The sequence below is a fragment of the Youngimonas ophiurae (nom. illeg.) genome (assembly GCF_049803795.1).
Taxonomy (GTDB): Bacteria; Pseudomonadota; Alphaproteobacteria; order Rhodobacterales; family Rhodobacteraceae; genus Thalassobius.
In genome coordinates, this window is record NZ_JBNAGJ010000004.1 from 160,194 (window position 1) to 186,030 (window position 25,837).

A 25,837-nucleotide genomic window follows, 5' to 3' on the forward strand; every position below is an offset into this window, starting at 1 on the left:
TGTCACCTGCGCACGTGGTTATTTGCAGCGCTTTTCGGCCTCGTCCAGCGCGGCGGTAAAGCCCAGCAGGGAAAAGCTGTCCTTGGTTTGCGTCCCGCGCGAGGACCGGGCAGTCAGAACGGCCTTGGACCCGCGCTTCATCGCGGCGATGATCTTGGCATCATCCGAGGCCGAGGCCGGCCAGGCCCATTCCCCTTCGGAGAACAGATCAAACGAGTCGCCGTCCACGTTCAGCGTGACAGGGACGCCCTTGGCGAAGGGATAGCCGCCGGTAAAGGTGATCTGCCCCTTCACGCCAGCCGCCGGGCGATAGAACGCCATCAGCAGGATGTCACCGCGGCGCACGGCCACGACGCGCCCGTCCTTGGTGTTCACGGTTTCCTTGGGCGCCGAGACAGCCCAGCATTCGCGCGGGTCTTTGTCTTCGAAGACGCTCCAGTCGGTTTTCGCAGCGACCTGGTTATTGCTTGAGTCCTGCGCCCAAACACCCGTTGCTGCCAGCGCCATCAGGGCCCCGGCTAAGCCGCGCACAAAAGGTGATCCCATAGTTCCAGCCTCCAAGCTGTAGCTTGCCTCAAATATCCTGCGAATGCGTCGCTTCTGTTCTGAAGATTCTTGACGGACGCATCATTTTCCACTCGACAATGCATTAATAGCCTGATTTGCGCCACGGGCGAAAGAGCCATTGGCGGAAAATCGCACAGCGTTCAAACAGAGTTGAAGAGGTTTGACCATGGGAAACCCGGTGCCTTTGGCTGAAATCTGGCGTGGTCCGTTCCTGGAAAGCGTGCACCTGGGCCATGCGGTGATCGTGGATGACAGCGGGCAGATCGTTCAGGCCTGGGGCGACCCCACGGCGGTGGTGTTGCCGCGCAGCTCGTCCAAGATGGTGCAGGGGCTGCCGCTGATCGAAAGCGGCGCTGCGGATGCTTTTGGGTTGACGCAGGAACATCTGGCGCTGGCCTGCGCCTCGCATAATGGGGCCCCGATCCATACCGGTCGGGTTCAGGCCTGGCTGGCGCAACTGGGGCTGAGCGATGACGATTTTCGCTGTGGCCCGCAGGATCCGGGCGATCAGGACACGCATCAGGCCCTGATCCGCGCCGGGCAGACCCCGTGCCAGTATCACAACAATTGCTCGGGCAAACATGCCGGGTTCCTGACGCTGAACCAACATATCGGCGGGGGGGCGGAATATGTGGAACCGGACCACCCGATCCAGAAATCCATCAAAGACGCCTTCCAGGACGTCACTGGCGAGGACAGCCCCGGTTTTGGCATCGACGGCTGCTCGGCTCCGAATTTCGCGACCACGCTGATGGGGATGGGCCGCGCGATGGCGGTTTTCGCCAAGGCGCAAGAGGGGCAGGGCACGCGGGCCTCGGCGGCGGCACGCCTGCGTGATGCGATGATCGCCTATCCCGAACTGGTGGCCGGCGAGGGCCGCGCCTGCACCGAACTGATGCGCGCGGCGGGCGGGCGCGTGGCCCTGAAAACCGGCGCCGAGGCATTCTTTGCCGGGATCGTTCCGGAAAAAGGGTGGGGGATTGCGCTGAAAATCATGGATGGCTCTACCCGTGGGGCGGAATGCGCGATTGCCTCGATTCTGGTGAAATACGGGCTGCTTGAGGCCGATCACCCCGCCACGCTGAAACGCCGAAACGCGGTGCTCCGCAACTGGCGCGGGATCGAAACCGGGATGCTGCGGCCCGCCGCCGGCCTGATCTGAACAAGGACGGTTGACAGAGTGCCCCCCGGCTGCGCATCACCCGTTTGCAATCATGGGGACGCAGATGAAGCTTTCGCAGGCCATCGCGGAATGGGAACGCAGGTTCCGCACATCTTTCGGAGATCGCATCGACACGCCCCGACAACGGCTGCTGTCCTCGATCCATTTCGAGCTGTTCGACCATGCGCTGTTGCGGCATCTGTGGACGAACCTGGATCAGATTGCGCCGGGGGCCTACCGCTCCAATCAGCCAGGGCCGGCCCGCGTGGCGCGCTATGCACGGATGGGAATCAAAACGATTGTCACCCTGCGCGGGCGGGCGCAGCGAGCGCACTACCTGTTCGAACAAGAGGCCTGCGCGCGCCACGGAATTGATCTGATTGACGTCAGCCTGCACGCGAAAAAGCCCTGTGACCGGGATGAAATGCTGCGCCTGATCGACATATTCCCCAGCCTGCCGCGCCCCTTCCTGATGCATTGCAAATCGGGGGCGGACCGGGCTGGGCTGGCCTCGGTGTTGTATCTGATGACCCAAGAGGGACTATCGCTGGAGCAGGCCCGCCCGCATCTGGGGCTGCGCTACCTGCACCTCAAAGGATCGCGCGCCGGTGTTCTGGATCACATGTTTAAGCAATACGCCGCCGACACCGCGCAAACTCCGACGCCCATCCGCGACTGGATCGCGACAAAATACGATGCTCAGGCCCTTGCGGACAGCTTTGCCCGCAAGTAGGCCCTATGCTTCTTTCTGATCCAAATACTCAAAATGTCCCGCGCAAGAGACCGTCGCGCCGTTGAGTATTTTTATCAAAAAGAAGCTGCATGGCGGATCAAAGATGAGGGTGGAACGCGTCCAGAACGCGGCTGTAAACTTCGCGTTTGAACGGTACGATATTGTCCACCAGATCGCTGGGTGCCATCCAGCGCCATTCGCAGAACTCGGGGTGGGCGGTTTGGATGTTCACGTCTGAATCTGTGCCTGAGAAGCGCAGCAGGAACCATTTTTGTTCCTGTCCGCGATAGCGGCCTTTCCAGATGCGGGGCACCAGATCGTGGGGCAGGTCGTAGGGCAGCCAGCCTTCGGTTTCGGCGGTGATTTGCACCAGGGTGGCGGGCACGCCGGTTTCCTCTTGCAGTTCGCGCAGGGCGGCGTCCTGGGGGGATTCGCCCTTGTCGATCCCGCCCTGCGGCATCTGCCAGGCGGGGCCGGGATTGTCGATGCGCTGGCCGACGAACACATGTCCGTCAGCGTTCATCAGCATTACGCCCACATTGCGGCGATAGGGCAGTTTGGCGATTTCTTCGGGGGTCATCGGATTATTCCTGTACCGCCATGGCGGACAGGCCTTTGAGCAGGTCCAGCGCATAAGCCAGCTGGAAGTCTTCCTCGCGCAGTTTGGCGGCTTCTTCGGCTTTGGCGCGTTCGGCTTCGATCTGTTTGATCTCGTCCTCGGTCAGGCTGTCATTGGCCAGAGTGCCGCGCAGGTCGGCCTCGGTGCGTGAATGGCGGTTGGTGGTCTCGTCTTCCTCGGAGGTGGGGCGGCGGCGGGGCTGTTCCACCACGATGTCGGGGGACACGCCCAGATTCTGGATCGAGCGCCCCGACGGTGTGTAGTAGCGCGCGGTGGTCAGGCGCATCGCGCCTTCGCCCCGCAGCGGCATCACCGTCTGAACCGAGCCCTTGCCGAAGCTTTTGGTGCCCACGACGATGGCGCGGCGGTGATCCTGCAACGCGCCCGACACGATTTCCGAGGCCGAGGCCGACCCGCCATTGATCAGCACGACGATGGGTTTGCCGTTGATCAGATCGCCGGGGGTGGCGTTATAGCGGTCGCCCTCTTCGGGGACGCGGCCGCGGGTCGAGACGATCTCGCCCGATTCCAGGAAGGCATCCGAGATACGGATCGCCTGGGTCAGCAGGCCGCCCGGGTTATTCCGCAGATCCAGAACAACACCGTTGACGCTGTCCAGGCCGCCGGCATCCTCGATTGCCTTGGCCAGCCCGTCGGCCACGTTGGGATAGGTCTGATCGTTGAAAGTGGTGATCCGTGCAACGACCGAGTCGCCTTCGCGGCGGACGCGGGCGGCGGTCAGTTTGATCGTGTCGCGGATGATCGAGATGTCAAAGGGTTCGGGTTCGCCCTCGCGGACGACGGTGATGATGATCTCGCTGCCGATGGGGCCGCGCATCAGTTCCACGGCCTCGTCCAGGGTCAGGCCCAGCAGGGTTTCGCCATTCACATGAGTGATGAAGTCCCCGGCCTCGACGCCCGCAGACTGCGCGGGGGTGCCATCCATGGGCGAGACGACTTTGACAAAGCCCTCTTCTTGCGTGACCTCGATGCCCAGCCCGCCAAATTCGCCGCGCGTCTGCATCCGCATGTCGGCGGCATCCTGCGGCGGCAGATAGCTGGAGTGCGGATCCAGAGAGGTCAGCATCCCGTTGATCGCCGCCTCGATCAGCTTTTTCTCGTCGACTTCCTCGACATACTGGGCGCGGATCCGTTCAAAGATGTCGCCGAACAGGTCCAGCTGCTCGTAGACGTTGGTCTTCTGTGCGCTTTCCTGAGCCAGCAGCGGCCCGGCCACCTGCGTGGTCACCAGCACACCGGCCAGCGTGCCGCTGATCGCAGCCATGACGAACTTCTTCATGGATCACCCATCCTTTTTCATTTTGAACCACGCGGCCGGGTCAACGGCGACGTTGTCCTGTCTGACCTCTATATAGAGCGTTTCCGACGCCTGAGTTCCAGCCCCATCACTCGCCTCTGACAGAATTGTGCCCGGTTGTGCATCCGTTCCGCCCATCAACCCCACCGGACTGCCCCCCGGCAGAACCTGCCCGGCCCGGCCGTAAACCGTTTCCAGCCCGGCAAAGACGAACAATACGCCTGATTGGGGCTCTAGGATCATCACGTTACCGTAATCCAGCAACGGCCCCAGATAGCGGATCGTCGCAGCGGTGGGCGTGCTGACCAGCGCGCGCGGGCGTGTGGCCAGAACCACGCCGGGGCGGGCAATGCCGGCCGCATCCGATTCCCCGGCACGCAGCAGCACGCGGCCCTGGACGGGCAGGGGCAGCGCGCCCTTGCGGTGGCTGATGTCGGGCAGGCTGCCGCTCGCCTCGTCATTGGTGATGTCATAAAGCCCGCTGGCGAATCCCTCCAGCGTCTCGGTCGAGGAAATCAGGATCGCGGTTTTCACCGGGTCTTCGGTAAAGCGGCGCGGCAGGTCTTTGCGATCGGCCAGCGCCTGAGACAGTTCGGCGCGGGCGGTCTGAACGCCCTCCAGTCCGCGCCGCAGCGTATCGGCGGCGCTTTGTTGCAGGGTGCGCAGGGTTTGCACCTCTTCCAGTTTGGTCCGCAATTCAAGCGCCCTGGCGTTCAGCGCGGGGGTGACATCGGCCAGCAGCATCCCGGCGCGTGCGGTGCCGGTGGGACCGTCCGGATGCACCATCGTCACCGGCGTCGGCGCCGAGGCGATGCTTTGCAAAACCCCCAAAAGCTGCGCGACCTCGGCCTCGCGGGCGCGTAATTCCTGGGTCAGGCGTGCCTCTTGCAGGGCGGCCTGGCGTAGCCCGTCGCGCATGGCCTCCAGCCCGTCCTCATAGGCCTTGAGCGTGACAGTCAGGGCCTTCACACGGTCGCGGGCCGATTTCGCCTGAGCCAGGGATTCGGCGGCCTCTTCCAGGGCTTTGGCCGCGGCCCGTGCGGCGGTGGCCGGGTCGGTGGCGGCCCCCAAAGACAGGGGCCAAAGGCAGAGCGCCAAGAGAGCAAGAGCGCGGATCATTCCAGCAGGCTTTTCCCTGTCATTTCCGTGGGTTGTTCCAGCCCCATCAGCTCCAGAAGGCTGGGCGCCAGATCGGCCAGACGGCCGCCGCTGCGCAGCTTGGCGCCTTCGGGGCCGCCCACCAGAATGACGGGCACCGGATTCGTGGTATGCGCGGTATGCGGCCCGCCGGTGACCGGATCGACCATGGTTTCGCAGTTGCCGTGATCGGCGGTGACGATCATCGCACCGCCCACTTTTTCCAGCGCGGCGACGACACGGGTCAGGCCCTGATCCACGGCCTCGCAGGCGGCCATCGCGGCCTTCAGATCGCCGGTGTGGCCCACCATATCGGGATTGGCGTAATTGGTGACGATCAGGTCATAGCCATCCTCGATTGCCTTGACGAAAGCATCGGTTACCTCGCCCGCGCTCATTTCCGGCTGCAAGTCATAGGTGGCCACCTTGGGCGAGGCGGCCATATAGCGATCCTCACCCTCTTCGGGGGCTTCCTTGCCGCCGTTCAGGAAAAAGGTCACATGCGGGTATTTTTCGGTTTCTGCCAGATGGAACTGGGTTTTGCCCTGCTTGGCCACCCATTCGCCCAGCGTGTTCACAATGTCGCGCGGGGGAAAAACCGTTTCCATATAGGCGTTATGGCCTTCGGAATATTCCACCATCCCCAGCAGTGCGGCCCAGTCGGGGCGGGTGCCGGTGTCGAAGGCGTCAAAGCCGGGCTCGGCCACGGCGCGCAGAATCTCGCGCGCGCGATCGGCGCGGAAGTTCAGGCAGAAGAACCCGTCGCCGTCCTGGGCACCGGCATAGTCGCCGATCACGGTGGCGGTGATGAATTCATCGGATTCTTCGCGCTGATAGGCTGCGTCTACGGCGGCATGAGCGCTGGCCGATTTGCCGCCTTTGGCGTGGATCATCGCCTCATAGGCCTCGGAAACGCGTTCCCAGCGGTTATCGCGGTCCATGGCATAGTAGCGCCCGGTGACGGTGCCAATGCGGGCGTTTTCTGGCAGGGCGGCGGTCAGCTCTTCGAAATAGGTGAAGGCGGATTTGGGGGCAACGTCGCGCCCGTCGGTGACCGCGTGCAGGACCACGGGCACGCCCGCGGCGGCGATGGCCTGAATGGCGGCGATGATGTGGGTCAGGTGGCCATGCACGCCCCCGTCCGAGACAAGGCCCATCAGATGCGCGGTGCCGCCGGTTTTCTTGAGCGTGCCGATAAAGGCGGTCAGGGCGTCGTTTGTCTGAAACGAGCCTTCCTCGATGGCCAGGTCGATCTGGCCCAGGTCCATGGCCACCACGCGGCCCGCGCCGATATTGGTGTGGCCCACCTCGGAGTTGCCCATCTGGCCCGTCGGCAGGCCCACATCGCGGCCGTGGGTGATCAGCGTATTGTTCGGGCATTCGGCCATCAGCCGGTCGAAAGTTGGGGTGTGGGCCTGATACGGGGCGTTATATTTGGTTTCCGAGGACAGGCCCCAGCCGTCCAGAATGCACAATACAACGGGTTTGGGTGTGGTCATGTCGCGAGGGCTCCGTCAGATTTGCCCTGCTTCTAACGGCTTCGGGCGTGAGGGTGAACCTCTGTTGGCGTCACAGGGGGGAATATGGGCGTCTTTCGCCGGTTTGGTGCAATCGGTGGGCGTGGAATTTGAGTATTTACAGAGCAAAGAAGGAGGTCAGGCGCGGTGATAGGGGCTGCCGGCGAGGATGGAAGCGGCGCGGTAGAGCTGTTCGGTGAGCATGGCGCGGGCCAGCATGTGGGGCCAGACCATCTTGCCGAAGGAGAGGCTGAAATCGGCCTGCGCGCGCAGGGTCGGATCGAGCCCGTCGGCGCCGCCGATCAGAAAGGCCAGATCGCTGCGGCCGGTGTCGCGGAAGCTGGCCAGTTTGCTGGCAAACTCAGGGGAGCTGAGAAGTGCGCCGCGTTCATCCAGGGTGCAGATGGCCGCCCCTTTGGGGATGGCGCGTTCCAGCAGGGGGGCCTGGCTGCGCATACCGCCGCTTTTGCGGTCATCGACCTCGTGGATTTTGGCGGGGCCAAGCCCAAGAGTGCGCCCGGTTCGGTCGAACCGGGTCAGGTAGTCGTCGATCAGCTCGCGTTCGGGGCCTTTGCGCAGGCGTCCGACCGCGCAGATATGAATGCGCATCAGCCCTCGGAGCTTGGGGTGCCGGCGGGCATCCACATTTTCTCGATCTGGTAGAATTCGCGGACTTCGGGGCGGAAGACGTGGACGATAACGTCGCCGGTGTCGATCAGAACCCAATCGCCGGCTTCTTTGCCTTCCATGCGGCTGGTGCGGCCGAATTCCTGTTTGACGCGTTCGACCAGCTTTTCCGAAATGGCTGCGACCTGGCGGGACGAACGCCCCGAGCAGACGACCATATAGTCGCCGATCGAAGATTTGCCGCGCAGGTCGATCTGCACGATGTCTTCGGCTTTGTCGTCATCCAGAGAGCTGAGGATAAGCGCCAGCAGGCGTTCGCTGGTTGTGCTGTTGGGGGATGCGGGCATTACAGCCCCCGTTTGTGCAGTCGATGCTGCGCTAAGGTCGATTGACAGGACATTGTCCTCCTAAGGGTTTTGCGCCGCCCAAGTCCCGGCGCTGGACAGTTTCAGGCTAGCACCGCATATGTGAAATCTCAACGGATCCTTCAAGAGGCGATATCGCCCGCTGTGTTACGCTAAGTGCGAGACAGGGGCCGCGAGGGCAGGGCCACAGGCCCTGACCGAGGTATCAAGCGCGCCGAAGGCGCTCAATCGGATTGGGTTTGCAGCTTCGATCCGGGCAGGACGGTGACTTCGCGCTGCGGGAACGGGATCGAGATTTCATGCGCCTGAAACGCATCCCACAGCGCCAGATAGACATTGCCCCGGATATTGGTCAGCCCGCCCGTGGGATCCTCGATCCAGAACCGCAGGATATAATCCACGCTGGAATCTCCGAAGCCCACGATATGGCAGACCGGGGGTTTGAAGCTCAGCACCCGATCCACTGACTGGGCTGCCTCGATCGCGATTTGACGCACCTTGTGAGGGTCATCGTGATAGGCGGTGCCAAAGTGGATATCCAGCCGGACATAGGCGTTCGAGTGGGACCAGTTCACCACCTGCCCGGTGATCAGATCCTCATTGGGGATCAGGTATTCCTTGCCGTCCCGTGTCACGACACTGACGTAGCGCGCCCCCAGCGAGTTGATCCAGCCAAAGGTCTCGCCCAGGGAAATCACGTCGCCGGGCTTGATGGATTTGTCCAGCAGGATGATGATCCCCGACACCAGGTTCGACACCACTTTTTGCAGGCCAAAGCCCAGGCCCACACCAATCGCGCCGGACAGAACCGCCAGCCCGGTCAGGTCCACGCCAACGACCCGCAGTCCGAGAAAGAAAGCCGCGCCATACAGGACGACTTGCAGGAATTTGATCGCCAGCACCTGCATAGAGGGGCTGATGTCCTGGTTTTTCCGGATCGTGGTCGAAGCCGAGCCAGACAGGAACCGCGCCGCCGCCATCAGCACCGCCAGCAGCAGAATGGCCTGCACGATCAGCCACAGCGACAGACGGGTTTCCCCCAGGTGAAAGGCAACACTGTCCAGCAGGTTCTGGCTTGCGTGGGTCAGGTTCAGGATCGACAGGGTGACCCAGATCCAGCCGGCATAGCGCACCAGTCCGCGCAGAAAGCTGTTACTGATCAGCCGGGTGACGATGGCGATCACCAGCCAGGCCAGCGCCAGCTGCGCGATGATGCTCAGCAGATACGAGCGGGACGGCCAGGTGAGCTCTCGCATCAGCCATACCGTCGGCCAGATCGTCCCCACGAAAACGATCAGCCGCATTCTTCGGTGGATAAGCACCAGAAACCGCATCCGCCACATTGGCCAGCCTTCGCGGGTGCGCATCCAGTTCTGGAACCGGGGCGCCAGAATTTTGGCCGCCAGATGCGCAAGCAGCAGCAACCCCAGGGCAATCAGCACCTGATAGGCGTTCCAGGTCCGCAACAGGCCGGTGACGAATTGCTCGGCTTGGGACAGCAGATCAATGACCAGCTCTGCGGATGTTTGTGGTGGGGTCTGCTCGGTTTCCTCCATTCCGGTATCGTGCACGCAGGGCCGCACGGGGGCAAGCCCCAAGCGACGGCGCGATATGCGCCCCCTTGATAGAATCCCTCAGGCAGAGTATCTGCCCCTGCATGACACGGATTTTTGACATGGATGATCGCGCGCGCCTGCCCTGGCGGTTTTTTGGTGCGACGCACACTGTTCTGGCCCGCCTATAAGGCGCGCCCATCCCTGTCACACCCTGAACATACCTGAAGACAATCCACGGGAGAGGACCATGACCGCCCCGAAGACACTCTATGATAAAATCTGGGACGCCCACGTCGCCCATGAATCCGAAGACGGCACCTGCCTGCTGTATATCGACCGCCACCTGGTGCACGAAGTCACCAGCCCTCAGGCCTTCGAAGGCCTGCGCATGGCCGGCCGCAAGGTGCACGCGCCGGACAAAACCATCGCCGTGCCGGACCATAACGTGCCCACCACGCAGGGCCGCGAAAACCCCGAGCTGATGACCGAGGACAGCCGCGTGCAGGTGGCCGCGCTGGACACCAACGCCAAGGAATTCGGCATCCACTACTATCCGGTGTCGGACGTCCGTCAGGGCATCGTGCACATTGTCGGCCCCGAGCAGGGCTGGACCCTGCCGGGCATGACCGTTGTGTGCGGCGACAGCCACACCGCGACGCACGGGGCTTTTGGCTCGCTAGCGCATGGCATCGGCACGTCTGAGGTGGAGCACGTTCTGGCCACTCAGACCCTGATCCAGAAGAAGTCCAAGAATATGAAGGTCGAAATCACCGGCAAGCTGAAGCCCGGTGTGACCGCCAAGGACATCACCCTGGCCGTGATCGGTGAAACCGGCACGGGCGGCGGCACCGGCTATGTCATCGAATATTGCGGCGAGGCGATCCGCGATCTGTCGATGGAAGGCCGCATGACCGTCTGCAACATGGCCATCGAAGGCGGCGCGCGCGCCGGCCTGATCGCGCCGGATGAAACCACCTTTGCCTATGTCAAAGGCCGCCCCCACGCGCCCAAAGGTGCCGATTGGGACGCTGCCCTGGCCTATTGGAAAACGCTGTTCACCGACGAAGGCGCGCATTTCGATAAGGTCGTCACCCTGAAAGGCGAAGAGATCGAGCCCGTCGTGACCTGGGGCACCTCGCCCGAGGACGTGCTGCCGATTTCCGCCACCGTGCCCGCGCCCGAGGATTTCAAGGGCGGCAAGGTCGAGGCCGCCAAGCGCGCCATCGAATACATGGGGCTGGAGGCCGGCCAGAAACTGACCGACATCCAGATCGACACCGTGTTCATCGGGTCCTGCACCAACGGCCGGATCGAAGACCTGCGCGCCGCCGCCGAGATCCTGAAAGGCAAAAAGATCAAGGACGGGATGCGCGCCATGGTCGTGCCTGGCTCGGGTCTGGTGCGTGCGCAGGCCGAAGAAGAAGGCCTGGCCGACATCTTCAAAGAGGCCGGGTTCGAATGGCGTCTGGCGGGCTGTTCCATGTGTCTGGCAATGAACCCCGATCAGCTGTCCGAGGGCGAGCGTTGCGCCTCGACCTCGAACCGCAACTTCGAGGGGCGTCAGGGCTATAAGGGCCGCACCCATCTGGTGTCTCCCGCGATGGCCGCGGCTGCCGCCATCACCGGCCACCTGACCGACGTCCGCGAGCTGATGTAACCGTTACGTGCCAGAATGTTGAACGCTACGGAAAAAACCAATGCCTGCCTGGATGCGCTGAAGTCGCATCCGGACAGTTGGGTTGAATACTGTTGCGCTCTGCATGATCTAGAAGCGAACGAAGGATTGTCCGCGTTGTCGGAGGCCGAGCAGTATGTTCTCTCGGCCTATCAGTTGGATAGCTGTATCCAGTCGAGTGGCTTGTTCAGCTATTTCGAACTTCAGACTGCGTGGGCAGCGAAAGGCGTTCAGGCCACGGGGGTTCTGGGGCTGACGGGTCTTAACCAGATGTTGGTCCGGGCATTGTCGGCGATGTCTCTGCCCTCAGACGCGACCGAGGCGCAAATTGCAGAGGCAACTCGCCGCCTTGTCGGAGAATCAGAGGAATTCGCCGGGCTGCTCGATCACTTTGAGCAGCTCGAAGATGACTTCTTCTATCAGGCCGATGCACCCGTCGCCGACGCGATCGTATCGTTTGCTGTCATTAATCACGACGCTCTTCTAAGGGCGGAAACATAGGATTGGATTTCCCTAATGGATAAATTCGAAAAACTGACCGGGATCGCCGCGCCCATGCCGCTGGTGAATATCGACACCGACATGATCATCCCCAAGGTGTTCCTGAAGACGATCAAGCGCTCGGGTCTGGGCGTGAACCTGTTCGACGAGATGCGCTATGACCGTCAGGGCAATGAGTTGCCTGACTTTGTGCTGAACAAGCCGCAATATCGCGACACTGAAATTCTGGTGGCGGGCGATAACTTCGGCTGCGGCTCGTCGCGCGAACACGCGCCCTGGGCGATCAAGGATTTCGGCATCAAATGCGTGATTTCGACCTCGTTCGCGGACATCTTCTTTAACAACTGCTTCAAGAACGGCATCCTGCCCATCGTCCTGCCGCAAGAGCAGGTGGACATCCTGATGGAAGACGCCGAACGTGGCGCCAACGCCCGGATGACAGTGGATCTGGAAGCCCAGGAAATCACCACCTCGGACGGTCAGGTGATCCCCTTTGAGGTGGACGCGTTCAAGAAACACTGCCTTCTGAACGGCCTGGACGACATCGGCCTGACACTGGAGAAGGCCGAGGCGATCTCCTCGTATGAGAGCGCCATGAGCGCCGAGCGCCCCTGGGTGTAACCCAAACCGCCCCGGATGACAGAGAGGCCGCCCTTTCGGGCGGTCTTTGCTATTTGTGGCACATGAACTATGCCCCACAAGATATTGCGTTAACGCCAAATTATTGAGAGTTCGCCCGCGTGCTTGATGTATTCTGGCACCACATTTGCCACGTTTTCGCCCCAATTTTTGGTTTTTACTGGTCTATCGCTTGTCTCGCTTGGGGAAAGAAGGCAACATTTGGGCAAGAATGAGGCATACCGCCAAAGCAGGCGGGATCAAGTTGGACACAGGGCGCGGCATCGTATCGCGCTCGGCCAGTTTGAAGGGATCGGGCAGTGATCGAGCGATTTGCAGGCGCGGCGTTTCGCGCGTTTTTGGTGGCTATTCTGGTGGCTATGCCATCCGTGTTTCTGCCCGGAACATTTTCCGATTCCACGGCGCTGGTGCTGATCCTGACGCTGGTGGCCGCGATCCTGACTTTTCTGGAATATAACAGCGAATTCCCCAGCGTGGTCGAGTTCCGCTATGCCCCGCCTTTTAACCGGCTGCGCTTTGGGGCGGTTCTGTTTCTGGTGCTGGTTCTGACGATCATCGCGCGCGGTAAGGTGCATCCGTCTGAGCTTAGCCAGGGGCTGACGGCGATCGGGCGGCTGTTGGGCAATACCATTGATTTCCCGTATTCCCCGGTCCGTCTGGTAGTGCTGATGATGCCCGTCAACGCCCCCAAAGAGGTGATCGCGGATGTGCGAATCGCGGCGGGGCTGGCCTATTTCGTGTCGCTGGTGATGATGTTCCTTTTCATTGTGCATGTGCGGTTTCTGGGCTGGCCTGCCCGTAACGGGGCGTTCAATGTCTGGGTGAACCTGCCGATGTTCGATCCGACGATGGGCGATGTGCTGCCGCGGCTCTATCGGGATGCGCGCATTAACATTGCGTTAGGGTTTCTTCTGCCATTCTTGATCCCGGCCATTGTGAAGCTGATGTCAACTCTGGTTGACCCGATTTCACTGGCGCATTCGCAGACGCTGATATGGACGATGACAGCATGGGCATTGGTGCCGGCTTCGATGATTATGCGGGGGATCGCCATTGGGCGCGTCGCCGACATGATCGAGGAAAAGCGCCGTCGCGCTTACGCCGAGGCCGCCGAAACCGAAGAGCAGGGCTTGCAAACGGCCTGATTGTGCTGCTGTGCCTGCTGGCCGCGCCTCTTTGGGCCGAGCCGCTGCGGATTGCCACTTTCAATACCGAACTGACGCGCAAGGGGCCTGGGCTGCTGTTGCGCGATGTCTTGCGATCCGAGAAGCAGGTGATGGCGGTGGCCTCTGTGATTGCGGCGGCCCGGCCCGATGCGATTTTGTTGCAGGGGGTGGACTATGATGCGCAATTGCTGGCGGCCCGCGCGCTGCGGGACCGGGTGACAGAGCAGGGGCATTTCCTGCAACATGTCTTTGCTTTTCCGCCCAATACCGGGGTGCCCACGGGCTATGATCTGAACGGGGATGGCCGGGCCGAGGGGCCAGCGGATGCGCATGGATACGGGCGGTTCGCGGGGCAGGGCGGGATGGTTCTGCTGTCGCGCTATCCGATTGCCGAGGCCGAGGACTATTCGGGTTTGCTCTGGTCCGAGCTGCCGTGGATTGACCGGCGCGCTCTGGGGCGGGCCTGGGGAGTCGGCGGGCAGGGGCTGCGCCTGGCCTCGGTCGGGCATTGGCGGGTGCGGATTTCGGGGCCGGATGGGCCGTTGGATCTGCTGGGATTCCACGCCACGCCGCCTGTGTTTGATGGCCCCGAGGATCGTAACGGGCTGCGCAACAAGGATCAGCTGCTGTTCTGGGCCCATCTGCTGGATGATCTGACGGGGCCGTTTGTTCTGTTGGGGGATGCCAATAACGATCCGGACAAGGGCGAGGGGTTGAAGATGGCGATCAACGCGCTGCTGTCGCATCCGCGCCTGACGGATCCGCTGGCGGGCCAGCCCACGGTGGATTGGCGTGGGCTGGGCTTGGGCTGGATGCGGGTGGATTATGTGCTGCCTGCACGTGAACTGACGGTACATGATGCCGGAATGGCACCCGCAGCCCCTGAGGCCAGCCGCCACCGGCTGACTTGGGCCGATCTGGGCTGGGCAGGCAGCTTGCCCTAGCGCAGATGCGCGGTGGCTGCGGCCAGCGCCTTGTCCGCCGGGGTCATCGGAAAATCGGGGAGCAACTGTGAAAACCGGCTGCCATCCAGACTGTGTGGCAGGTTCCACAGGTAGCGCATCTCGAACAGATGTCTGATCATCCGCATGAACGGCCACGCCATCAGCAGAGGCAGCCAGGACATGCGCCGCGCCTGAATGGGGCGGCCCATGACGCGCGTCAGCACCTGCGCCATCTGATCGCCTGTCCAGGTGAAGCCGGGAAAGGGAATGTCCTCGAACCGAGCAAGCCGCGCGCGCATGTCGGCCAGTTCAACCGCGGCACGCGCGACATCCGGCAGATAGGCCCAGGCGTGATCGCGGTCCGTATGTCCGGGGTAGCTGAGCCTGCCTCTGGGCAGAGATTTTGCCATCATCCGATCAAACCAGTTGCCCGACGGCTGAGTGTCCAGAAAATCGCCGGCCCGCAAAAGGATGGTTTTAACCCCGTCGCGGCGATAGGCGCTTTCTAGGTTTTGGCGAATGCGGCCCAGGGGGTTGGTGGCCAGATGCGGGGTGTCGGCCGCCCATGGGCCAGGGGCTTTGGGGCCGAAAACATAGACATTTCCGGGCAAAATCACCGTAGCGTCATTGTCCAGCGCGGCCCGGCGAATTTGCGCGTGCAGTGCAGGCAGTTGCGCGGCCCACTCTTGATAGGGCGGGTTCCAGCCGGCAATAATCACGTCCACGCCTTTGGCGGCGGTGGTCAGGCGGTCGGTCTTGCGATCAAAGCGACGCACGAGCCAGCCTCGGGCGGCAAAGGCATCGGCCGTATGACGCCCAAAGCGCCCCGTGGGGCCAAGGATCAGCACTGTGTTCGGCATGGGTTTGCTCCGGTTTTGGGGTGTTGGGGTCAGTTTAGATATGACGATGATGAATGGGTATTGCGGAAAAGTGACGGTTAGGTATTCAATATTGAATGGCTGTGAAGACCGATCCCGACTGGTCCCTGATGCAATCCTTTCTGGCGGTGGCCGAAGGGGGCTCTCTGTCGGCGGCGGCGCGTTTGACGGGGCAAAGCCAGCCGACCTTGGGGCGTCAGATCCGCCAGCTTGAGCAAAACCTGGACAGCACCCTGTTTGCGCGCCATGCGCGGGGGCTGGATCTGACGGACGAAGGGCGGGCCATTCTGGCCGCGGCCCGGCAGATGCGCGCGGCGATGAAGCAGATCGAATTGACCGTCGCGGGACGTGAAAGCGATTTGCCGGGCAGGGTGCGTGTGACGGCATCCGAGATTGTCTCGCAGCATCTGTTGCCGCCTATCATCGCGCAGCTTCGGCAGGATTATCCCATGATCGGCATTGATCTGATTGCCACGGATGACACCGAAAACCTGCTGTTCCGCGAGGCAGACGTGGCCGTGCGCATGTACCGGCCTGAGCAACTGGATATTGTGGCCTTGCATCTGGGGGACATCCAGATCAGCGTTTGCGCGGCCAGGTCTTATCTGGAACGCCACGGACGCCCGCGCCATCTGGACGATCTGAACCGGCACACGCTGCTGGGCTATGATCAGAGCCCGCTGATCCTGCATGGGATGCACGCGTTGGGCATCGCTGCCACGCGCGATTGGTTTACGATCCGGTGCGATGATCAGAACGCCTATTGGGAACTGCTGCGCGCGGGCTGTGGGATCGGTTTCAGCCAGAAGGTTCTGATCGACAACGCCCCCGAGGTCGAGCCGCTGGATCTGGGCCTGCCGATCCCCGCGCTGCCCGTCTGGCTGGCCGCCCCGCAGGCCACGCGGCGCACTCCGCGTGTTTCGGTGGTCTGGGATGCCTTGGAAAAGGGGCTTTTGCCCTTCGTTTCTTGACCCTTCGGCCCGCAAGAGATAGGCGAAGTCCAACGGATTTCTACGAAGGACAGCAACAATGACCAACCCCTCGCTTCTTATTCTGCCGGGTGACGGCATCGGCCCCGAAGTCATGGCCGAAGTGCGCAAGGTGATCGACTGGTTCGGCGCCAAGCGTGACCTGACCATCGACGTCCAAGAGGGGCTGGTGGGGGGCGCCAGCTATGATGCGCATGGCACGCCGTTGACCGACGAAACCATGGAACTGGCCCAGTCGGTTGACGCCGTTCTGCTGGGCGCCGTGGGTGGCCCCAAATACGACAATCTGGATTTCAGCGTGAAGCCCGAGCGCGGCCTGCTGCGTCTGCGCAAGGAAATGGATCTGTACTCGAACCTGCGCCCGGCGCAGTGCTTTGACGCGCTGGCTGATTTCTCGTCGCTGAAAAAGGATGTGGTGGCCGGTCTGGACATCATGATCGTACGCGAGCTGACCTCGGGCATCTATTTTGGCGAGCCGCGCGGCATCATTGAAGAGGGCAACGAGCGTGTGGGCATCAACACCCAGCGCTACACGGAATCGGAAATTGCCCGTGTCGCCCGTTCGGCATTCGAACTGGCCCGCAAGCGCGGCAACAAGGTCTGCTCGATGGAGAAGGCCAACGTGATGGAATCGGGCATCCTGTGGCGCGACGTCGTCACCGAGGTGCACCAGGCCGAATACCCCGACGTGGAACTGTCACACATGTATGCCGACGCCGGTGCGATGCAGCTGTGCCGCTGGCCCAAGCAATTCGACGTGATCGTCACCGATAACCTGTTCGGTGATCTGCTGTCCGATGCGGCCGCGATGCTGACTGGCTCGCTGGGGATGCTGCCATCCGCGTCGCTGGGCGCGCCGATGGCGAACGGCCGCCCCAAGGCGATGTACGAACCCGTGCATGGCTCGGCCCCCGATATTGCCGGTCAGGGCAAGGCCAACCCGATCGCCTGTATCCTGTCCTTCGCGATGGCGCTGCGCTACTCGTACGACCAAGGCGCCGAGGCCGACCGCCTGGAAGCCGCGATCGAAACCGTTCTGGCCCAGGGTGCGCGCACCGGCGATTTGCTGGGCCCCGAGGGCGGCACTCCGATCAGCACCAGCGAAATGGGCGATGCGATCATCGGCGCGCTGGACGCCAGCCTGTAATCCAGGTTCCTGAAACGTCTGAAAAGCCCGGCCAGCGCCGGGCTTTTGCATTTTGCGGGTTTGTCGAAAATCTTGACCGGGGGGCTTGCCAATAGGCCCGGAACAGCGTACCACGCGCGCCAGTCGGAGTGTAGCTCAGCCTGGTAGAGCACTGTCTTCGGGAGGCAGGGGCCGGAGGTTCGAATCCTCTCACTCCGACCATTTTCACATTCAGACGATGCTTGGCTGTCGCCCCCCGAATTTGTGGGGGCTTTGATGGCATTGCTGACACATGTCTGCCGCATTCTGACGGGCAGGCATCCAGGCCCCGGACGGGCAGCATTCGGGGCGCTTTGGGGGCGTTAATAGTCTGTTAATAAATCATAATACTTAAACATTAACCAATCAGGCATGTTTGACGCGATTAGGCATAATTTTCGATGCCTTTGCCATAAAATAGCCGATTTCGAACCCAAAAAGAGACAATCTCGGGCGGCAGTTTGGCACCGTTAAAAATCGGGTTTGATTCATGTGCTGATGGGGTGAAGGCCCGATCACGAAGGGACGTAACAAATGGCGTTTGTAGAGAGTTTGAGTGTTGAAAAACTGTATGGGATGGTGAGCGCCTCCTCGACCTTGCCGATCAATATCACACCTGCAAACGGTCTTTTGCTTCTGTTCGTTGCCATTTTCTCGGTGCGTGCTTTCGTGCAGCCGCGCTCGTTTGTGCATCCAGATGCGGGGCCCAAGTCCGCAGCCGATCCGAAGCGGCCCACGGGTCTGGGGCGTTTGCGCAATACGGTGCGCATGTTGGCGGGGCCTGCGCCGGTTGCGCAGGAAAACCCCAGGCCGACGGCGCCGCAATCCACCAAGCTGCTGCAAGGTGCCTTTACCGCGCTGCTGGACGAGGTGTACGTCTTCGATCCGGACAGTTTCGAAGTGTCGTTCATGAATGCCAAGGCCGAGAAACGGGCGGCCATGGCGAAGCTGTCCAAAAGGCCTCGTTTTCCTGAAATTTTGCCGCAGAAGAACCGCCAGGTCATTCTTGAGGCCGCGCGGAACCTGCGCCGTAGCAGCCTGGATTCGATCGTCTTTGAACTGATGGCGGCCGATGTGCCCACGGAACTGACGCTTAAACTGATCCGCGAGGATGGCGAGGACGAGTATTTCATGGCCATCCTGCGCGATCTGTCCGCGCGCGCCGAAGAGGCGCAGGCCCAGGCGGATTATGTGGCCACGCTTAGCCATGAAATGCGCACGCCGCTGACCTCGATCAAGGGGGCGGTCGAGCTGATTGCCTCGGGTAAAATGGGCGAGCTGTCGGGGGGCGCTGCGGCCACGCTGGGGGTCGCGCAGCGCAATGTGGATCGTTTGCTGCGTCTGACGAACGATATTCTGGATCTGGAAAAGATGGACGCCGGTAAGCTGCGCTGCGATCTGGACCGGCTGGATTTGGGGGATCTGGCCCGCGAGGCCGCGCAGGACATCCTGGGCTATGCGCGTCAGTTCGATGTGTCTGTGCGCGTGGTGCAGAAGGTCAATGATTCAGTCGTTCAGGCCGATCGCGCCCGGCTGATGCAGGTGATGGCCAATCTGCTGTCCAACGCGATCAAATTCTCCAGCCCGGACCAGGAGGTGCTGATCAGCATCGAGGATGCCGGTACCGATCTGCGCGTTTCGGTGGTCGATTCCGGCCCCGGAATTCCCGAGGCCAATCGCCACGATGTCTTTGAGCCTTATTTACAGGGCCCCCAGGTGCAACGTAAGGTCGCAAGCACGGGCCTAGGGTTGAGTATTGCCAAACGCATCGTCGAGGCGCATAGCGGCAGTATCGGCTTTGAAACCACATTAGGAGAGGGAACAGCCTTCTTCTTTGAGCTTCCCAAGCTGGTCCAAGAGAGTGAGGCCGCCGCCTGACCGGCGCGTATCCGGGGCATTTTCCCTTTGGTGTGCGTGTTTCTGGCAGGTGACGGGCAGAAACGAAACGCGGCAAAGGGGGACGTCATGACAGTCCTTCCCAAAATTCTTCACGTCGAAGACGATCCGGACATTCGGGAGATCGCGCTGATCGCATTGGAAACGATTGGCGGATTGCCCGTGGTGCAATGCGCAAGCGGCACCGAGGCGCTGGCGCGGGTGTCCGAGGTAATGCCCGATCTGTTTCTGCTGGACATGTCGATGCCGGACATGGACGGGGTTGAGACGCTGAATGCGCTGCGGGCCTTGCCCGGTCTGGCCGCGATCCCGGCGATTTTCATGACCGCGCGGGCGCAGGATTGGGAACACGCTGAGCTGCTGTCGAAGGGGGCGAATGCCGTGATCACGAAACCCTTTGATGCCATGAAACTGGCGCAGGAAATCCGTGAAATCTGGGATGGGCTGGGCTAAGCGTCAGCCCTGAGGGTCGTGTACGATCAGGGCCATTTCGCCCAGCATATCGTCCACGGCTTCCAGTGCTTCTTCCAGGCTGGCTTGCTTTTGGGTCTGGCGGGTTAGGGCGACCTCGGCGGCAAAGCACAGCTCGCCCAGTTCCGGAAACCCCATCGTGGCCGCCATGCCAGCGGTTTTATGCGCGTAGTGACGGAAAATCTCCATCGCATCCGCTGGCGCGCTTTGCAGGGTGGGGCTGTCGCGCAGCGCCTCCATATGGTCCAGACGTTCTGTCAGTGCAGCGGCAAAGCGCGGGCGCATCTCGGCCAGCTTGGCAGCGAACATTTCGGCATGTGCCGCTTCGCGTGCGGCTTGCATCGCTTCGGCAACCATGATCAGCCCGCCCAGGCGAAGGCTTTGATCAGGTCACGTTTCCAGCCGGCAAATTCGCTGGTATGCACGGCTTCCGAGGCCGCGCGGCGGGCTTTGTCGATGGCGCTATCCAGGGCCTCGATTGCCGCACGTCCCGAGCGCAGGCCCATCCGTTGGGCCGGGCTGACCGATACCTGAACATCCATTTCGCGCCAGTCGTCATAGACCAGCTCCATTTTGTCGATGGCTTGCTGAACATTCATCAGCAGTTCGTCGGCATCAATCTGATCGCTGCCATGGCACACGCAGACGAACGCGCCGCGCCCGGCATGGGCGACAAAGCTTTCGCCATAGGTCAGGCTGTCCGAGATCGCCTCGGCCACGTCGGTGATCGTATAGAAATATTCCTCGGGCGAGCAGCTGTCATACAGGGTGCGCGCATTCACGATCTGGAAGGCAAAGACATTGGTGGCGAACATGCCGCCACGGCCCAGTTGCAGCAGAAAGTTTTCCAGCGCCACGCGGTCGATCACCCCGGCCACGTCGCGGATGGTGAAGGGCGTGTCAAAGTTGAACTTGGGCCCGCGGAAATTGTCATTCAGCAGCGCCTGCACCATTTCTCCGTTGTGGCGGGCGTCCTGGCTTTTCTGATTCAGGCGTTCGGCCACGCGCATCCGGGTGGTCAGCTCCAGCGGATCGAACGGTTTGGTCACATAATCCGAAGCGCCGGCGGCAAAGGCCTGATTGATGAACACCTTATCCGACATCGCGGTGACCATCAGGATCGGCACGTCCGCATAATCGGGGATGTAGCGGATCCAGTCGCACAGCTCGATTCCGGACATTTGCGGCATCTGGATATCCAGAAGAAAACAGTCAAACGGGCGATCGGCATTCTGGACAATCTCCATCGCTTCCGCTGCCGAGTTGGCGGTGGTGACATCGGGGTATCCGGCCGGGGGCAAAGAGCCCTTTAGCAGGTCCAGAACCATCGGGTCGTCATCAACGGCGAGTATCTTCATCTCTATCACCCAAATCTTCCTGCAAGCGGGATCGCAGGCTTTACGCTTAAGGTCATGTTTGATTCAAAATGTGGCGAATTTGGGCAGGGCAGGCGGCAATACAGTGATAGGTTGCGGCGCGATTTTCGGGCCTGCGGAAACGGTTGTATTTGTGGCGGGCGCATTGTTTCGGGGTGGGGGATAGTCCTGGGGTCGACCTGCCGCATTTTCGCCCAATATCTAAACGCCCCTGCCCGAATCGAGGGGGCTGAGTCGCGGTTGTCACGCTTAGGACGACTGGCACCGATGCGCCTCATCCCCATGGATTTCGTGAATTTGACAGGATTTTTCGGGGGAATGCAGATTTTTCTAGCAATATGGTGCATCATGTGCCTAGTCTTGGGCATTATAATGCCTAAATGGCGATTGGGAGGAGATACATGACGAACCGCAGAACCATTCTGGGCGCGCTAAGCGGCGTGGCTATCGCGGCGCTGACCGCTGCACCGGCGCTGGCGCAAGAGGTGACGCTGAAGTTGCACCAATTCCTGCCGGCTCAGGCCAATGTGCCCAAGCTGGTGTTGGATGTCTGGGCCGATAAGGTCGAGGCTGACTCGAACGGCCGGATCAAAGTCGAGCGCTACCCCTCGATGCAGCTGGGTGGCAAGCCGCCAGAGCTGATGGACCAGGCGATCGACGGCGTTGCCGATATTGTCTGGACCGTTGTGGGCTATACGCCGGGGCGCTACCCCTCGACCGAGGTGTTCGAGCTGCCCTTTATGATGACGGACGCCCGCGCCACCTCGCGCGCGTATTGGCAGATGTTCGAAACCCATATGAAGGACGGCGAATTCTCGCATGTGCATATCCTGGGCGCATGGGTGCATGGGCCGGGGATGATCCATACCAAGGATCCGGTGAACACGCCTGCGGATCTGGAGGGGATGAAAATCCGCGGCGGCTCGCGTTCGGTGAACTCTTTGCTGACCAAGCTGGGTGCCACGCCGGTTGGGATGCCCGTGCCTGCCGTGGCCGAAGGGCTGTCCAAGGGTGTGATCGACGGCACCACCATCCCGTGGGAGGTCACCTCGGCGCTGAAAGTGCCTGAACTGGTGGGCAACCACACTGAATTTTCCGGCTCGGCGCTGTATACGCTGACCTTCGTGCTGGCCATGAACAAGGACAAGTACGAAAGCCTGCCCGATGACCTGAAAGCGGTGATTGACGCCAACTCGGGCGAGGAATTCTCGGTCTTTGCCGGGGGCACCCAAGAGGATTCGGACGGTCCGGCGCGTGCCAAGGCCGTTGCCCTGGGGAACAACATCATCACGCTGGATGAAGCGGCCACCGAAGAATGGCGCGCCCTGGCGCAGCCCATTTACGACGAATGGGTCGCCGATATGAACAAGAAAGGAATCGACGGTCAGGCTCTGATCGACGAAGCCCGCGCTCTGATCGCCAAATATACTGAGTGATCGGGACGCTCCCGTGGAAGGGGTCGTGGTGCATCGCGCTACGACCCCTTTTTTGTGCGTTAAAATGCACTATTGCGCATGATGCTGTTGCAAAAGATGCGAAATAATGCACTATGAGACCCAAGGAGCATGAGTGCGCGACATATTGATTCCCTTAGCGAGCGGGAGGAGGGCCCGACGCTCTGGGTGCGCGTTCATGGGGTGGCGAGGGTGCGGGTGCCCTCGCAGCGCAATGGGAGGAACCGCATGTCGGATTGCAAAAACGCCGCCAACTATTTCGTGGATCGACATCTAGACGAGGGGCGCGGCACGAAAACCGCGTTCCAAGAGGCCGATGGGTCGCAGCGCAGCCTGACCTATGCCGATCTGGCTCGGCAGACGTCCTGCGTGGTCACGGCTCTTGAGCGTGCGGGCATTCACCGGGAAGAGCGCGTCGCTCTGTTGGTGCTGGATCAGATCGAGCTGCCGATCCTGTTTTGGGGGGCGCTCAAGGCAGGAGTGGTGCCGATTCCGCTCAATACCCTGCTGTCTGACAGTGTTTATGACGTGATCCTGCGGGACAGTCGGGCGACGGCCTTGTTTGTGTCCGAGGCGCTGTACCCCGTTGTCGCGCCGATCCTTGAGGAAAACCCCTTCTTGCGCCGCGTGGTGGTGATTGCCGATGAGGCCCCGACGGGCGCGCAAACCTATGCCGATTTCCTGGCTGGCGCCCAGCCCGCGCCAACGGTTGAAACGTCCGAGGATGAGATTGCGTTCTGGCTCTATTCTTCGGGGTCTACCGGGCAGCCTAAAGGGGTCAAGCACGTCCATGGCAGCCTGTGCGCGACGGCGCAGACCTATGGCGCGCAGGTGTTGGGCGTTCAGGCCGGGGATGTTGTCTATTCGGTTGCGAAACTGTTCTTTGCCTATGGTCTGGGCAATGGGATGACGTTTCCAATGTCGGTTGGCGCGACGACGATCCTGTTCTCGGGGCGGCCCACGCCGGAAACGGTGGGCGATATTCTGAATCGCCTGAAGCCCAGCGTTTTCTGCGGTGTGCCAACGCTTTACGCTGCGATGGTGCATCACTGGGAGGACGGAAAACCCCTGCCCGAGGTCCAGCTGCGGGCTTGTATCTCTGCTGGCGAAGCCCTGCCCGAAGAGATTGGCAAGAAGTGGAAGGCGCAGTGGGGCGTGGATATTCTGGATGGTGTGGGCTCGACCGAGATGCTGCATATCTTTCTGTCGAACCGCGCGGGGGATGTTGTCTATGGCACTTCGGGGACGCCGGTGCCGGGGTATGATGTGCGGCTGGTGGATGAGGACGACCAAGAGGTCGGCTCGGGCGGTGTGGGCGAATTGCTGGTGCGCGGCCCGTCGGCTGCGGATGGGTATTGGAACAATCGCGGCAAGTCCCGAGCCACGTTCGAAGGGCATTGGACGCGCACGGGCGATAAATACGAACGCACGGCCGATGGGCGCTTTGTCTACTGTGGGCGTACCGACGATATGTTCAAAGTGTCCGGTATCTGGGTGTCTCCGTTCGAGATCGAGCAGGCGCTTGTCGCCTACCCCGGTGTGCTGGAGGCCGCGGTTGTCGCCTGGCATGACGAGGAGGGGCTGGAAAAGCCCAAAGCCTATGTTGTGCTGAAGGAGGGGCAGGATGCCAGCGCGCTGGAAGACCTGAAAGAGTTCGTCAAGCAGAAGATCGGCAAGTGGAAATACCCCCGCTGGGTGGAAATCGTGCAGGATCTGCCCAAAACCGCGACGGGTAAGATTCAGCGCTTTAAGCTGCGCGAGGGCGCGTGATGGACTGGGCGGCAGGGGGCGGGTTTTTGACCGCTGGGGATACGCGTTTGGAATATGCTTGCTGGGGCCCCGCGCCTGATCGGGCTCCGACCATCGTTCTGCTGCACGAGGGGCTGGGCTGCGTTGCGCTGTGGCGGGATTTCCCGCAGCGCCTGGCCGAGGCAACGGGCATGGGGGTTCTGGCCTATTCGCGCGCGGGCTATGGGCAATCGGACGGCAAGCCTCTGCCCTGGTCCCTCGATTATATGACGGATGAGGCCGTGCGGGTTTTGCCTCAGGTGCTTGGGGCGATCGGGTTTCGCTCGGGGCTGCTGATGGGGCATTCGGACGGGGCGACGATTGCCAGCATCTATTGCGGCTCGGTCGAGGATGCGCGGGTGCGCGGCCTGATCGTCATGGCGCCGCATTATTTCACCGAACCCATGGGGCTGGCCGCGATTGCAAAGGCAAAAGAGGCCTATGATTCCGGTGATCTAAAGCCGCGTCTGGCCAGGTATCACCGGGATGTTGAAAATGCCTTTCGCGGTTGGAACGATTCCTGGCTGCATCCGGACTTCAAGGCCTGGAATGTCGGCGATGTGACGGATTATCTGCGGATTCCGTCCCTGGCCATTCAGGGGCGGCAGGACGAATACGGCACCCTTGCGCAGATAGATGAGATCGCCACGCGGTCCTATGCGCCGGTCGAGGTATCCGTTCTGGAAGGCTGCGGGCATTCTCCGCATTTGGATCAGCCGGACCGGGTTCTGGCGGCGGTGGCCGAGTTTACCGCGCGCCTGTGGCGGATCGAGGCGGCCGTGCCCGAGGGGGTCTGAATGCCGGCTCTGATTTACCCCGATTACGCCTATGTGCCCGGTCGCACGCCGCGTCATCCAGAGAGCCTGTTCGAGGCGCTGCGCAAGAGCGTGGGGGCGGATGGCATTCCGGAACGTCTGATGGAAACGCCCGCATGGATTGCGGGCCTTTCTTATTTAGAGGAGGGCTTTTTCTGGGAGGCCCACGAGGTGCTGGAGCCGGTCTGGGTGGCGCTTGCGCCGGGCTCGGATGAGCGCGAGTTGGTGCAGGCCTTGATACAGTTGGCCAATGCCTGCCTGAAGCGCGAGATGGGGCGCCCGCAGGCGGTTCTGCGCATCTGCGAGAAAACGCGCGCTCATCTGAATTCCATCCGGGTGGCTCGGGTCATGGGGCAGAGCCTGTCCGACCTGCAAGAGACGGTGCAGGCGCTAGAGAATCAGGCGCACCGTGATATGCCGAATTGGCAAGAAAATGCAAAATAATGCAAAAAGCTGCGCTGGAAGTGGGTGGTTCGGTG

Annotated in this window: 26 protein-coding genes and 1 tRNA gene; 16 read left to right on the plus strand and 11 right to left on the minus strand. The window is 61.6% G+C overall.

The genetic code is table 11. The annotated features are described in order from the left end of the window. Positions 1-18: 18 nt before the first annotated feature. A complete protein-coding gene (locus ACP15O_RS10670; protein ID WP_425096084.1) occupies positions 19-546 on the minus strand; it encodes an invasion associated locus B family protein in 528 nt (175 codons plus the stop codon). Between the two features lie 187 nt (positions 547-733). Here ACP15O_RS10670 and ACP15O_RS10675 point away from each other — a divergent pair, with 187 nt between their 5' ends. After that, entirely contained in the window at positions 734-1,729 is a 996-nt protein-coding gene (locus ACP15O_RS10675) for an asparaginase (RefSeq protein ID WP_425096085.1), read from the plus strand. A 64-nt stretch (positions 1,730-1,793) separates the two neighbouring features. Next, the gene (locus ACP15O_RS10680) at positions 1,794-2,462 is read left to right on the plus strand and encodes a protein-tyrosine phosphatase family protein (RefSeq protein ID WP_425096086.1); all 669 of its coding nucleotides are present in this window, start codon (positions 1,794-1,796) and stop codon (positions 2,460-2,462) included. Positions 2,463-2,559: 97 nt separating this feature from the next. Here ACP15O_RS10680 and ACP15O_RS10685 read toward each other — a convergent pair whose 3' ends face one another. The 7 genes from ACP15O_RS10685 to ACP15O_RS10715 form a co-directional block, all read right to left on the minus strand. Next, positions 2,560-3,042, minus strand: a complete 483-nt coding sequence (locus tag ACP15O_RS10685) for an RNA pyrophosphohydrolase (RefSeq protein WP_425096087.1) — start codon at positions 3,040-3,042, stop codon at positions 2,560-2,562. A gap of 4 nt (positions 3,043-3,046) precedes the next feature. Beyond that, complete coding sequence (locus tag ACP15O_RS10690) at positions 3,047-4,381, minus strand: S41 family peptidase (RefSeq protein ID WP_425096088.1); 1,335 nt, start codon at positions 4,379-4,381, stop codon at positions 3,047-3,049. Between the two features lie 3 nt (positions 4,382-4,384). Further along, on the minus strand, positions 4,385-5,518 hold the full coding sequence (locus ACP15O_RS10695; RefSeq protein ID WP_425096089.1) for a murein hydrolase activator EnvC family protein: 1,134 nt from the start codon (positions 5,516-5,518) through the stop codon (positions 4,385-4,387). Then, positions 5,515-7,035, minus strand: a complete 1,521-nt coding sequence (gene gpmI, locus ACP15O_RS10700) for a 2,3-bisphosphoglycerate-independent phosphoglycerate mutase (RefSeq protein ID WP_425096090.1) — start codon at positions 7,033-7,035, stop codon at positions 5,515-5,517. Before gpmI ends, ACP15O_RS10695 begins: the two co-directional genes overlap by 4 nt. A 156-nt stretch (positions 7,036-7,191) precedes the next feature. After that, complete coding sequence (gene rlmH / locus ACP15O_RS10705; protein ID WP_425096091.1) at positions 7,192-7,662, minus strand: 23S rRNA (pseudouridine(1915)-N(3))-methyltransferase RlmH; 471 nt, start codon at positions 7,660-7,662, stop codon at positions 7,192-7,194. Next, entirely contained in the window at positions 7,662-8,027 is a 366-nt protein-coding gene (gene rsfS / locus ACP15O_RS10710) for a ribosome silencing factor (RefSeq protein WP_425096092.1), read from the minus strand. The genes rlmH and rsfS overlap by 1 nt, the downstream gene beginning before the upstream one ends. A 242-nt stretch (positions 8,028-8,269) precedes the next feature. Then, positions 8,270-9,601, minus strand: coding sequence for a mechanosensitive ion channel family protein (locus ACP15O_RS10715; protein ID WP_425096287.1), 1,332 nt, complete (start codon positions 9,599-9,601; stop codon positions 8,270-8,272). A 247-nt stretch (positions 9,602-9,848) separates the two neighbouring features. On the opposite strand from ACP15O_RS10715, the gene leuC reads away from it, so the two are divergent. From leuC to ACP15O_RS10740, 5 genes are all read left to right on the plus strand, one after another. Continuing rightward, a complete protein-coding gene (leuC, locus tag ACP15O_RS10720; protein WP_425096093.1) occupies positions 9,849-11,258 on the plus strand; it encodes a 3-isopropylmalate dehydratase large subunit in 1,410 nt (469 codons plus the stop codon). 15 nt (positions 11,259-11,273) lie between these two features. After that, the gene (locus ACP15O_RS10725) at positions 11,274-11,777 is read left to right on the plus strand and encodes a DMP19 family protein (RefSeq protein ID WP_425096094.1); all 504 of its coding nucleotides are present in this window, start codon (positions 11,274-11,276) and stop codon (positions 11,775-11,777) included. A 15-nt stretch (positions 11,778-11,792) separates the two neighbouring features. Then, positions 11,793-12,398, plus strand: a complete 606-nt coding sequence (gene leuD, locus ACP15O_RS10730; protein WP_425096095.1) for a 3-isopropylmalate dehydratase small subunit — start codon at positions 11,793-11,795, stop codon at positions 12,396-12,398. A 317-nt stretch (positions 12,399-12,715) separates the two neighbouring features. Beyond that, positions 12,716-13,561, plus strand: coding sequence for a hypothetical protein (locus tag ACP15O_RS10735; RefSeq protein WP_425096096.1), 846 nt, complete (start codon positions 12,716-12,718; stop codon positions 13,559-13,561). A 2-nt stretch (positions 13,562-13,563) separates the two neighbouring features. Further along, positions 13,564-14,526: an endonuclease/exonuclease/phosphatase family protein gene (locus ACP15O_RS10740; RefSeq protein ID WP_425096097.1), complete on the plus strand. Its 963-nt coding sequence runs from the start codon at positions 13,564-13,566 to the stop codon at positions 14,524-14,526. On the opposite strand, the gene ACP15O_RS10745 is transcribed toward ACP15O_RS10740, so the two are convergent. Beyond that, positions 14,523-15,386, minus strand: a complete 864-nt coding sequence (locus ACP15O_RS10745) for a Rossmann-fold NAD(P)-binding domain-containing protein (protein WP_425096098.1) — start codon at positions 15,384-15,386, stop codon at positions 14,523-14,525. The two genes, ACP15O_RS10740 and ACP15O_RS10745, sit on opposite strands and share 4 nt — an antisense overlap. A 95-nt stretch (positions 15,387-15,481) precedes the next feature. Between ACP15O_RS10745 and ACP15O_RS10750 the strand changes: the two genes are divergently transcribed. From ACP15O_RS10750 to ACP15O_RS10770, 5 genes are all read left to right on the plus strand, one after another. Continuing rightward, entirely contained in the window at positions 15,482-16,375 is an 894-nt protein-coding gene (locus tag ACP15O_RS10750) for a LysR family transcriptional regulator (RefSeq protein WP_425096099.1), read from the plus strand. Between the two features lie 58 nt (positions 16,376-16,433). Next, complete coding sequence (leuB, locus tag ACP15O_RS10755; RefSeq protein WP_425096100.1) at positions 16,434-17,540, plus strand: 3-isopropylmalate dehydrogenase; 1,107 nt, start codon at positions 16,434-16,436, stop codon at positions 17,538-17,540. 124 nt (positions 17,541-17,664) lie between these two features. Then, positions 17,665-17,741, plus strand: a tRNA-Pro gene (locus ACP15O_RS10760). A 351-nt stretch (positions 17,742-18,092) separates the two neighbouring features. Next, positions 18,093-19,436 (plus strand): sensor histidine kinase, encoded by a 1,344-nt coding sequence (locus tag ACP15O_RS10765; protein ID WP_425096101.1) that lies wholly within the window; start codon positions 18,093-18,095, stop codon positions 19,434-19,436. An 87-nt stretch (positions 19,437-19,523) separates the two neighbouring features. Continuing rightward, on the plus strand, positions 19,524-19,907 hold the full coding sequence (locus tag ACP15O_RS10770; RefSeq protein ID WP_425096102.1) for a response regulator: 384 nt from the start codon (positions 19,524-19,526) through the stop codon (positions 19,905-19,907). Between the two features lie 3 nt (positions 19,908-19,910). On the opposite strand, the gene ACP15O_RS10775 is transcribed toward ACP15O_RS10770, so the two are convergent. Both ACP15O_RS10775 and ACP15O_RS10780 read right to left on the minus strand, forming a co-directional pair. After that, complete coding sequence (locus tag ACP15O_RS10775; protein WP_425096103.1) at positions 19,911-20,282, minus strand: Hpt domain-containing protein; 372 nt, start codon at positions 20,280-20,282, stop codon at positions 19,911-19,913. Between the two features lie 2 nt (positions 20,283-20,284). After that, on the minus strand, positions 20,285-21,283 hold the full coding sequence (locus tag ACP15O_RS10780; RefSeq protein ID WP_425096104.1) for a response regulator: 999 nt from the start codon (positions 21,281-21,283) through the stop codon (positions 20,285-20,287). Between the two features lie 419 nt (positions 21,284-21,702). Here ACP15O_RS10780 and ACP15O_RS10785 point away from each other — a divergent pair, with 419 nt between their 5' ends. The 4 genes from ACP15O_RS10785 (at position 21,703) to ACP15O_RS10800 (ending at position 25,802) form a co-directional block, all read left to right on the plus strand. Beyond that, positions 21,703-22,737: a TRAP transporter substrate-binding protein gene (locus tag ACP15O_RS10785; protein ID WP_425096105.1), complete on the plus strand. Its 1,035-nt coding sequence runs from the start codon at positions 21,703-21,705 to the stop codon at positions 22,735-22,737. Between the two features lie 246 nt (positions 22,738-22,983). Beyond that, positions 22,984-24,525, plus strand: coding sequence for a benzoate-CoA ligase family protein (locus ACP15O_RS10790; protein WP_425096106.1), 1,542 nt, complete (start codon positions 22,984-22,986; stop codon positions 24,523-24,525). Beyond that, positions 24,525-25,340: an alpha/beta fold hydrolase gene (locus ACP15O_RS10795; RefSeq protein WP_425096107.1), complete on the plus strand. Its 816-nt coding sequence runs from the start codon at positions 24,525-24,527 to the stop codon at positions 25,338-25,340. Before ACP15O_RS10790 ends, ACP15O_RS10795 begins: the two co-directional genes overlap by 1 nt. Beyond that, entirely contained in the window at positions 25,341-25,802 is a 462-nt protein-coding gene (locus ACP15O_RS10800; protein ID WP_425096108.1) for a DUF309 domain-containing protein, read from the plus strand. Positions 25,803-25,837 lie beyond the last annotated feature (35 nt).

Excerpts from the sequence above, each read along its gene's own strand:
- ACP15O_RS10680 (WP_425096086.1), top strand. The coding sequence starts at position 1,794 with ATGAAGCTTTCGCAGGCCATCGCGGAATGGGAACGCAGGTTCCGCACA.
- leuD (WP_425096095.1), top strand. The coding sequence starts at position 11,793 with ATGGATAAATTCGAAAAACTGACCGGGATCGCCGCGCCCATGCCGCTG.
- ACP15O_RS10670 (WP_425096084.1), bottom strand. The coding sequence starts at position 546 with ATGGGATCACCTTTTGTGCGCGGCTTAGCCGGGGCCCTGATGGCGCTG.
- ACP15O_RS10790 (WP_425096106.1), top strand. The coding sequence starts at position 22,984 with ATGTCGGATTGCAAAAACGCCGCCAACTATTTCGTGGATCGACATCTA.
- ACP15O_RS10715 (WP_425096287.1), bottom strand. The coding sequence starts at position 9,601 with ATGGAGGAAACCGAGCAGACCCCACCACAAACATCCGCAGAGCTGGTC.
- leuC (WP_425096093.1), top strand. The coding sequence starts at position 9,849 with ATGACCGCCCCGAAGACACTCTATGATAAAATCTGGGACGCCCACGTC.
- rlmH (WP_425096091.1), bottom strand. The coding sequence starts at position 7,662 with ATGCGCATTCATATCTGCGCGGTCGGACGCCTGCGCAAAGGCCCCGAA.
- ACP15O_RS10685 (WP_425096087.1), bottom strand. The coding sequence starts at position 3,042 with ATGACCCCCGAAGAAATCGCCAAACTGCCCTATCGCCGCAATGTGGGC.
- ACP15O_RS10725 (WP_425096094.1), top strand. The coding sequence starts at position 11,274 with ATGTTGAACGCTACGGAAAAAACCAATGCCTGCCTGGATGCGCTGAAG.
- ACP15O_RS10785 (WP_425096105.1), top strand. The coding sequence starts at position 21,703 with ATGACGAACCGCAGAACCATTCTGGGCGCGCTAAGCGGCGTGGCTATC.
- ACP15O_RS10765 (WP_425096101.1), top strand. The coding sequence starts at position 18,093 with ATGGCGTTTGTAGAGAGTTTGAGTGTTGAAAAACTGTATGGGATGGTG.
- ACP15O_RS10795 (WP_425096107.1), top strand. The coding sequence starts at position 24,525 with ATGGACTGGGCGGCAGGGGGCGGGTTTTTGACCGCTGGGGATACGCGT.
- ACP15O_RS10695 (WP_425096089.1), bottom strand. The coding sequence starts at position 5,518 with ATGATCCGCGCTCTTGCTCTCTTGGCGCTCTGCCTTTGGCCCCTGTCT.
- rsfS (WP_425096092.1), bottom strand. The coding sequence starts at position 8,027 with ATGCCCGCATCCCCCAACAGCACAACCAGCGAACGCCTGCTGGCGCTT.
- ACP15O_RS10800 (WP_425096108.1), top strand. The coding sequence starts at position 25,341 with ATGCCGGCTCTGATTTACCCCGATTACGCCTATGTGCCCGGTCGCACG.
- gpmI (WP_425096090.1), bottom strand. The coding sequence starts at position 7,035 with ATGACCACACCCAAACCCGTTGTATTGTGCATTCTGGACGGCTGGGGC.
- ACP15O_RS10770 (WP_425096102.1), top strand. The coding sequence starts at position 19,524 with ATGACAGTCCTTCCCAAAATTCTTCACGTCGAAGACGATCCGGACATT.
- leuB (WP_425096100.1), top strand. The coding sequence starts at position 16,434 with ATGACCAACCCCTCGCTTCTTATTCTGCCGGGTGACGGCATCGGCCCC.
- ACP15O_RS10780 (WP_425096104.1), bottom strand. The coding sequence starts at position 21,283 with ATGAAGATACTCGCCGTTGATGACGACCCGATGGTTCTGGACCTGCTA.
- ACP15O_RS10775 (WP_425096103.1), bottom strand. The coding sequence starts at position 20,282 with ATGGTTGCCGAAGCGATGCAAGCCGCACGCGAAGCGGCACATGCCGAA.
- ACP15O_RS10750 (WP_425096099.1), top strand. The coding sequence starts at position 15,482 with ATGGCTGTGAAGACCGATCCCGACTGGTCCCTGATGCAATCCTTTCTG.
- ACP15O_RS10690 (WP_425096088.1), bottom strand. The coding sequence starts at position 4,381 with ATGAAGAAGTTCGTCATGGCTGCGATCAGCGGCACGCTGGCCGGTGTG.
- ACP15O_RS10745 (WP_425096098.1), bottom strand. The coding sequence starts at position 15,386 with ATGCCGAACACAGTGCTGATCCTTGGCCCCACGGGGCGCTTTGGGCGT.
- ACP15O_RS10675 (WP_425096085.1), top strand. The coding sequence starts at position 734 with ATGGGAAACCCGGTGCCTTTGGCTGAAATCTGGCGTGGTCCGTTCCTG.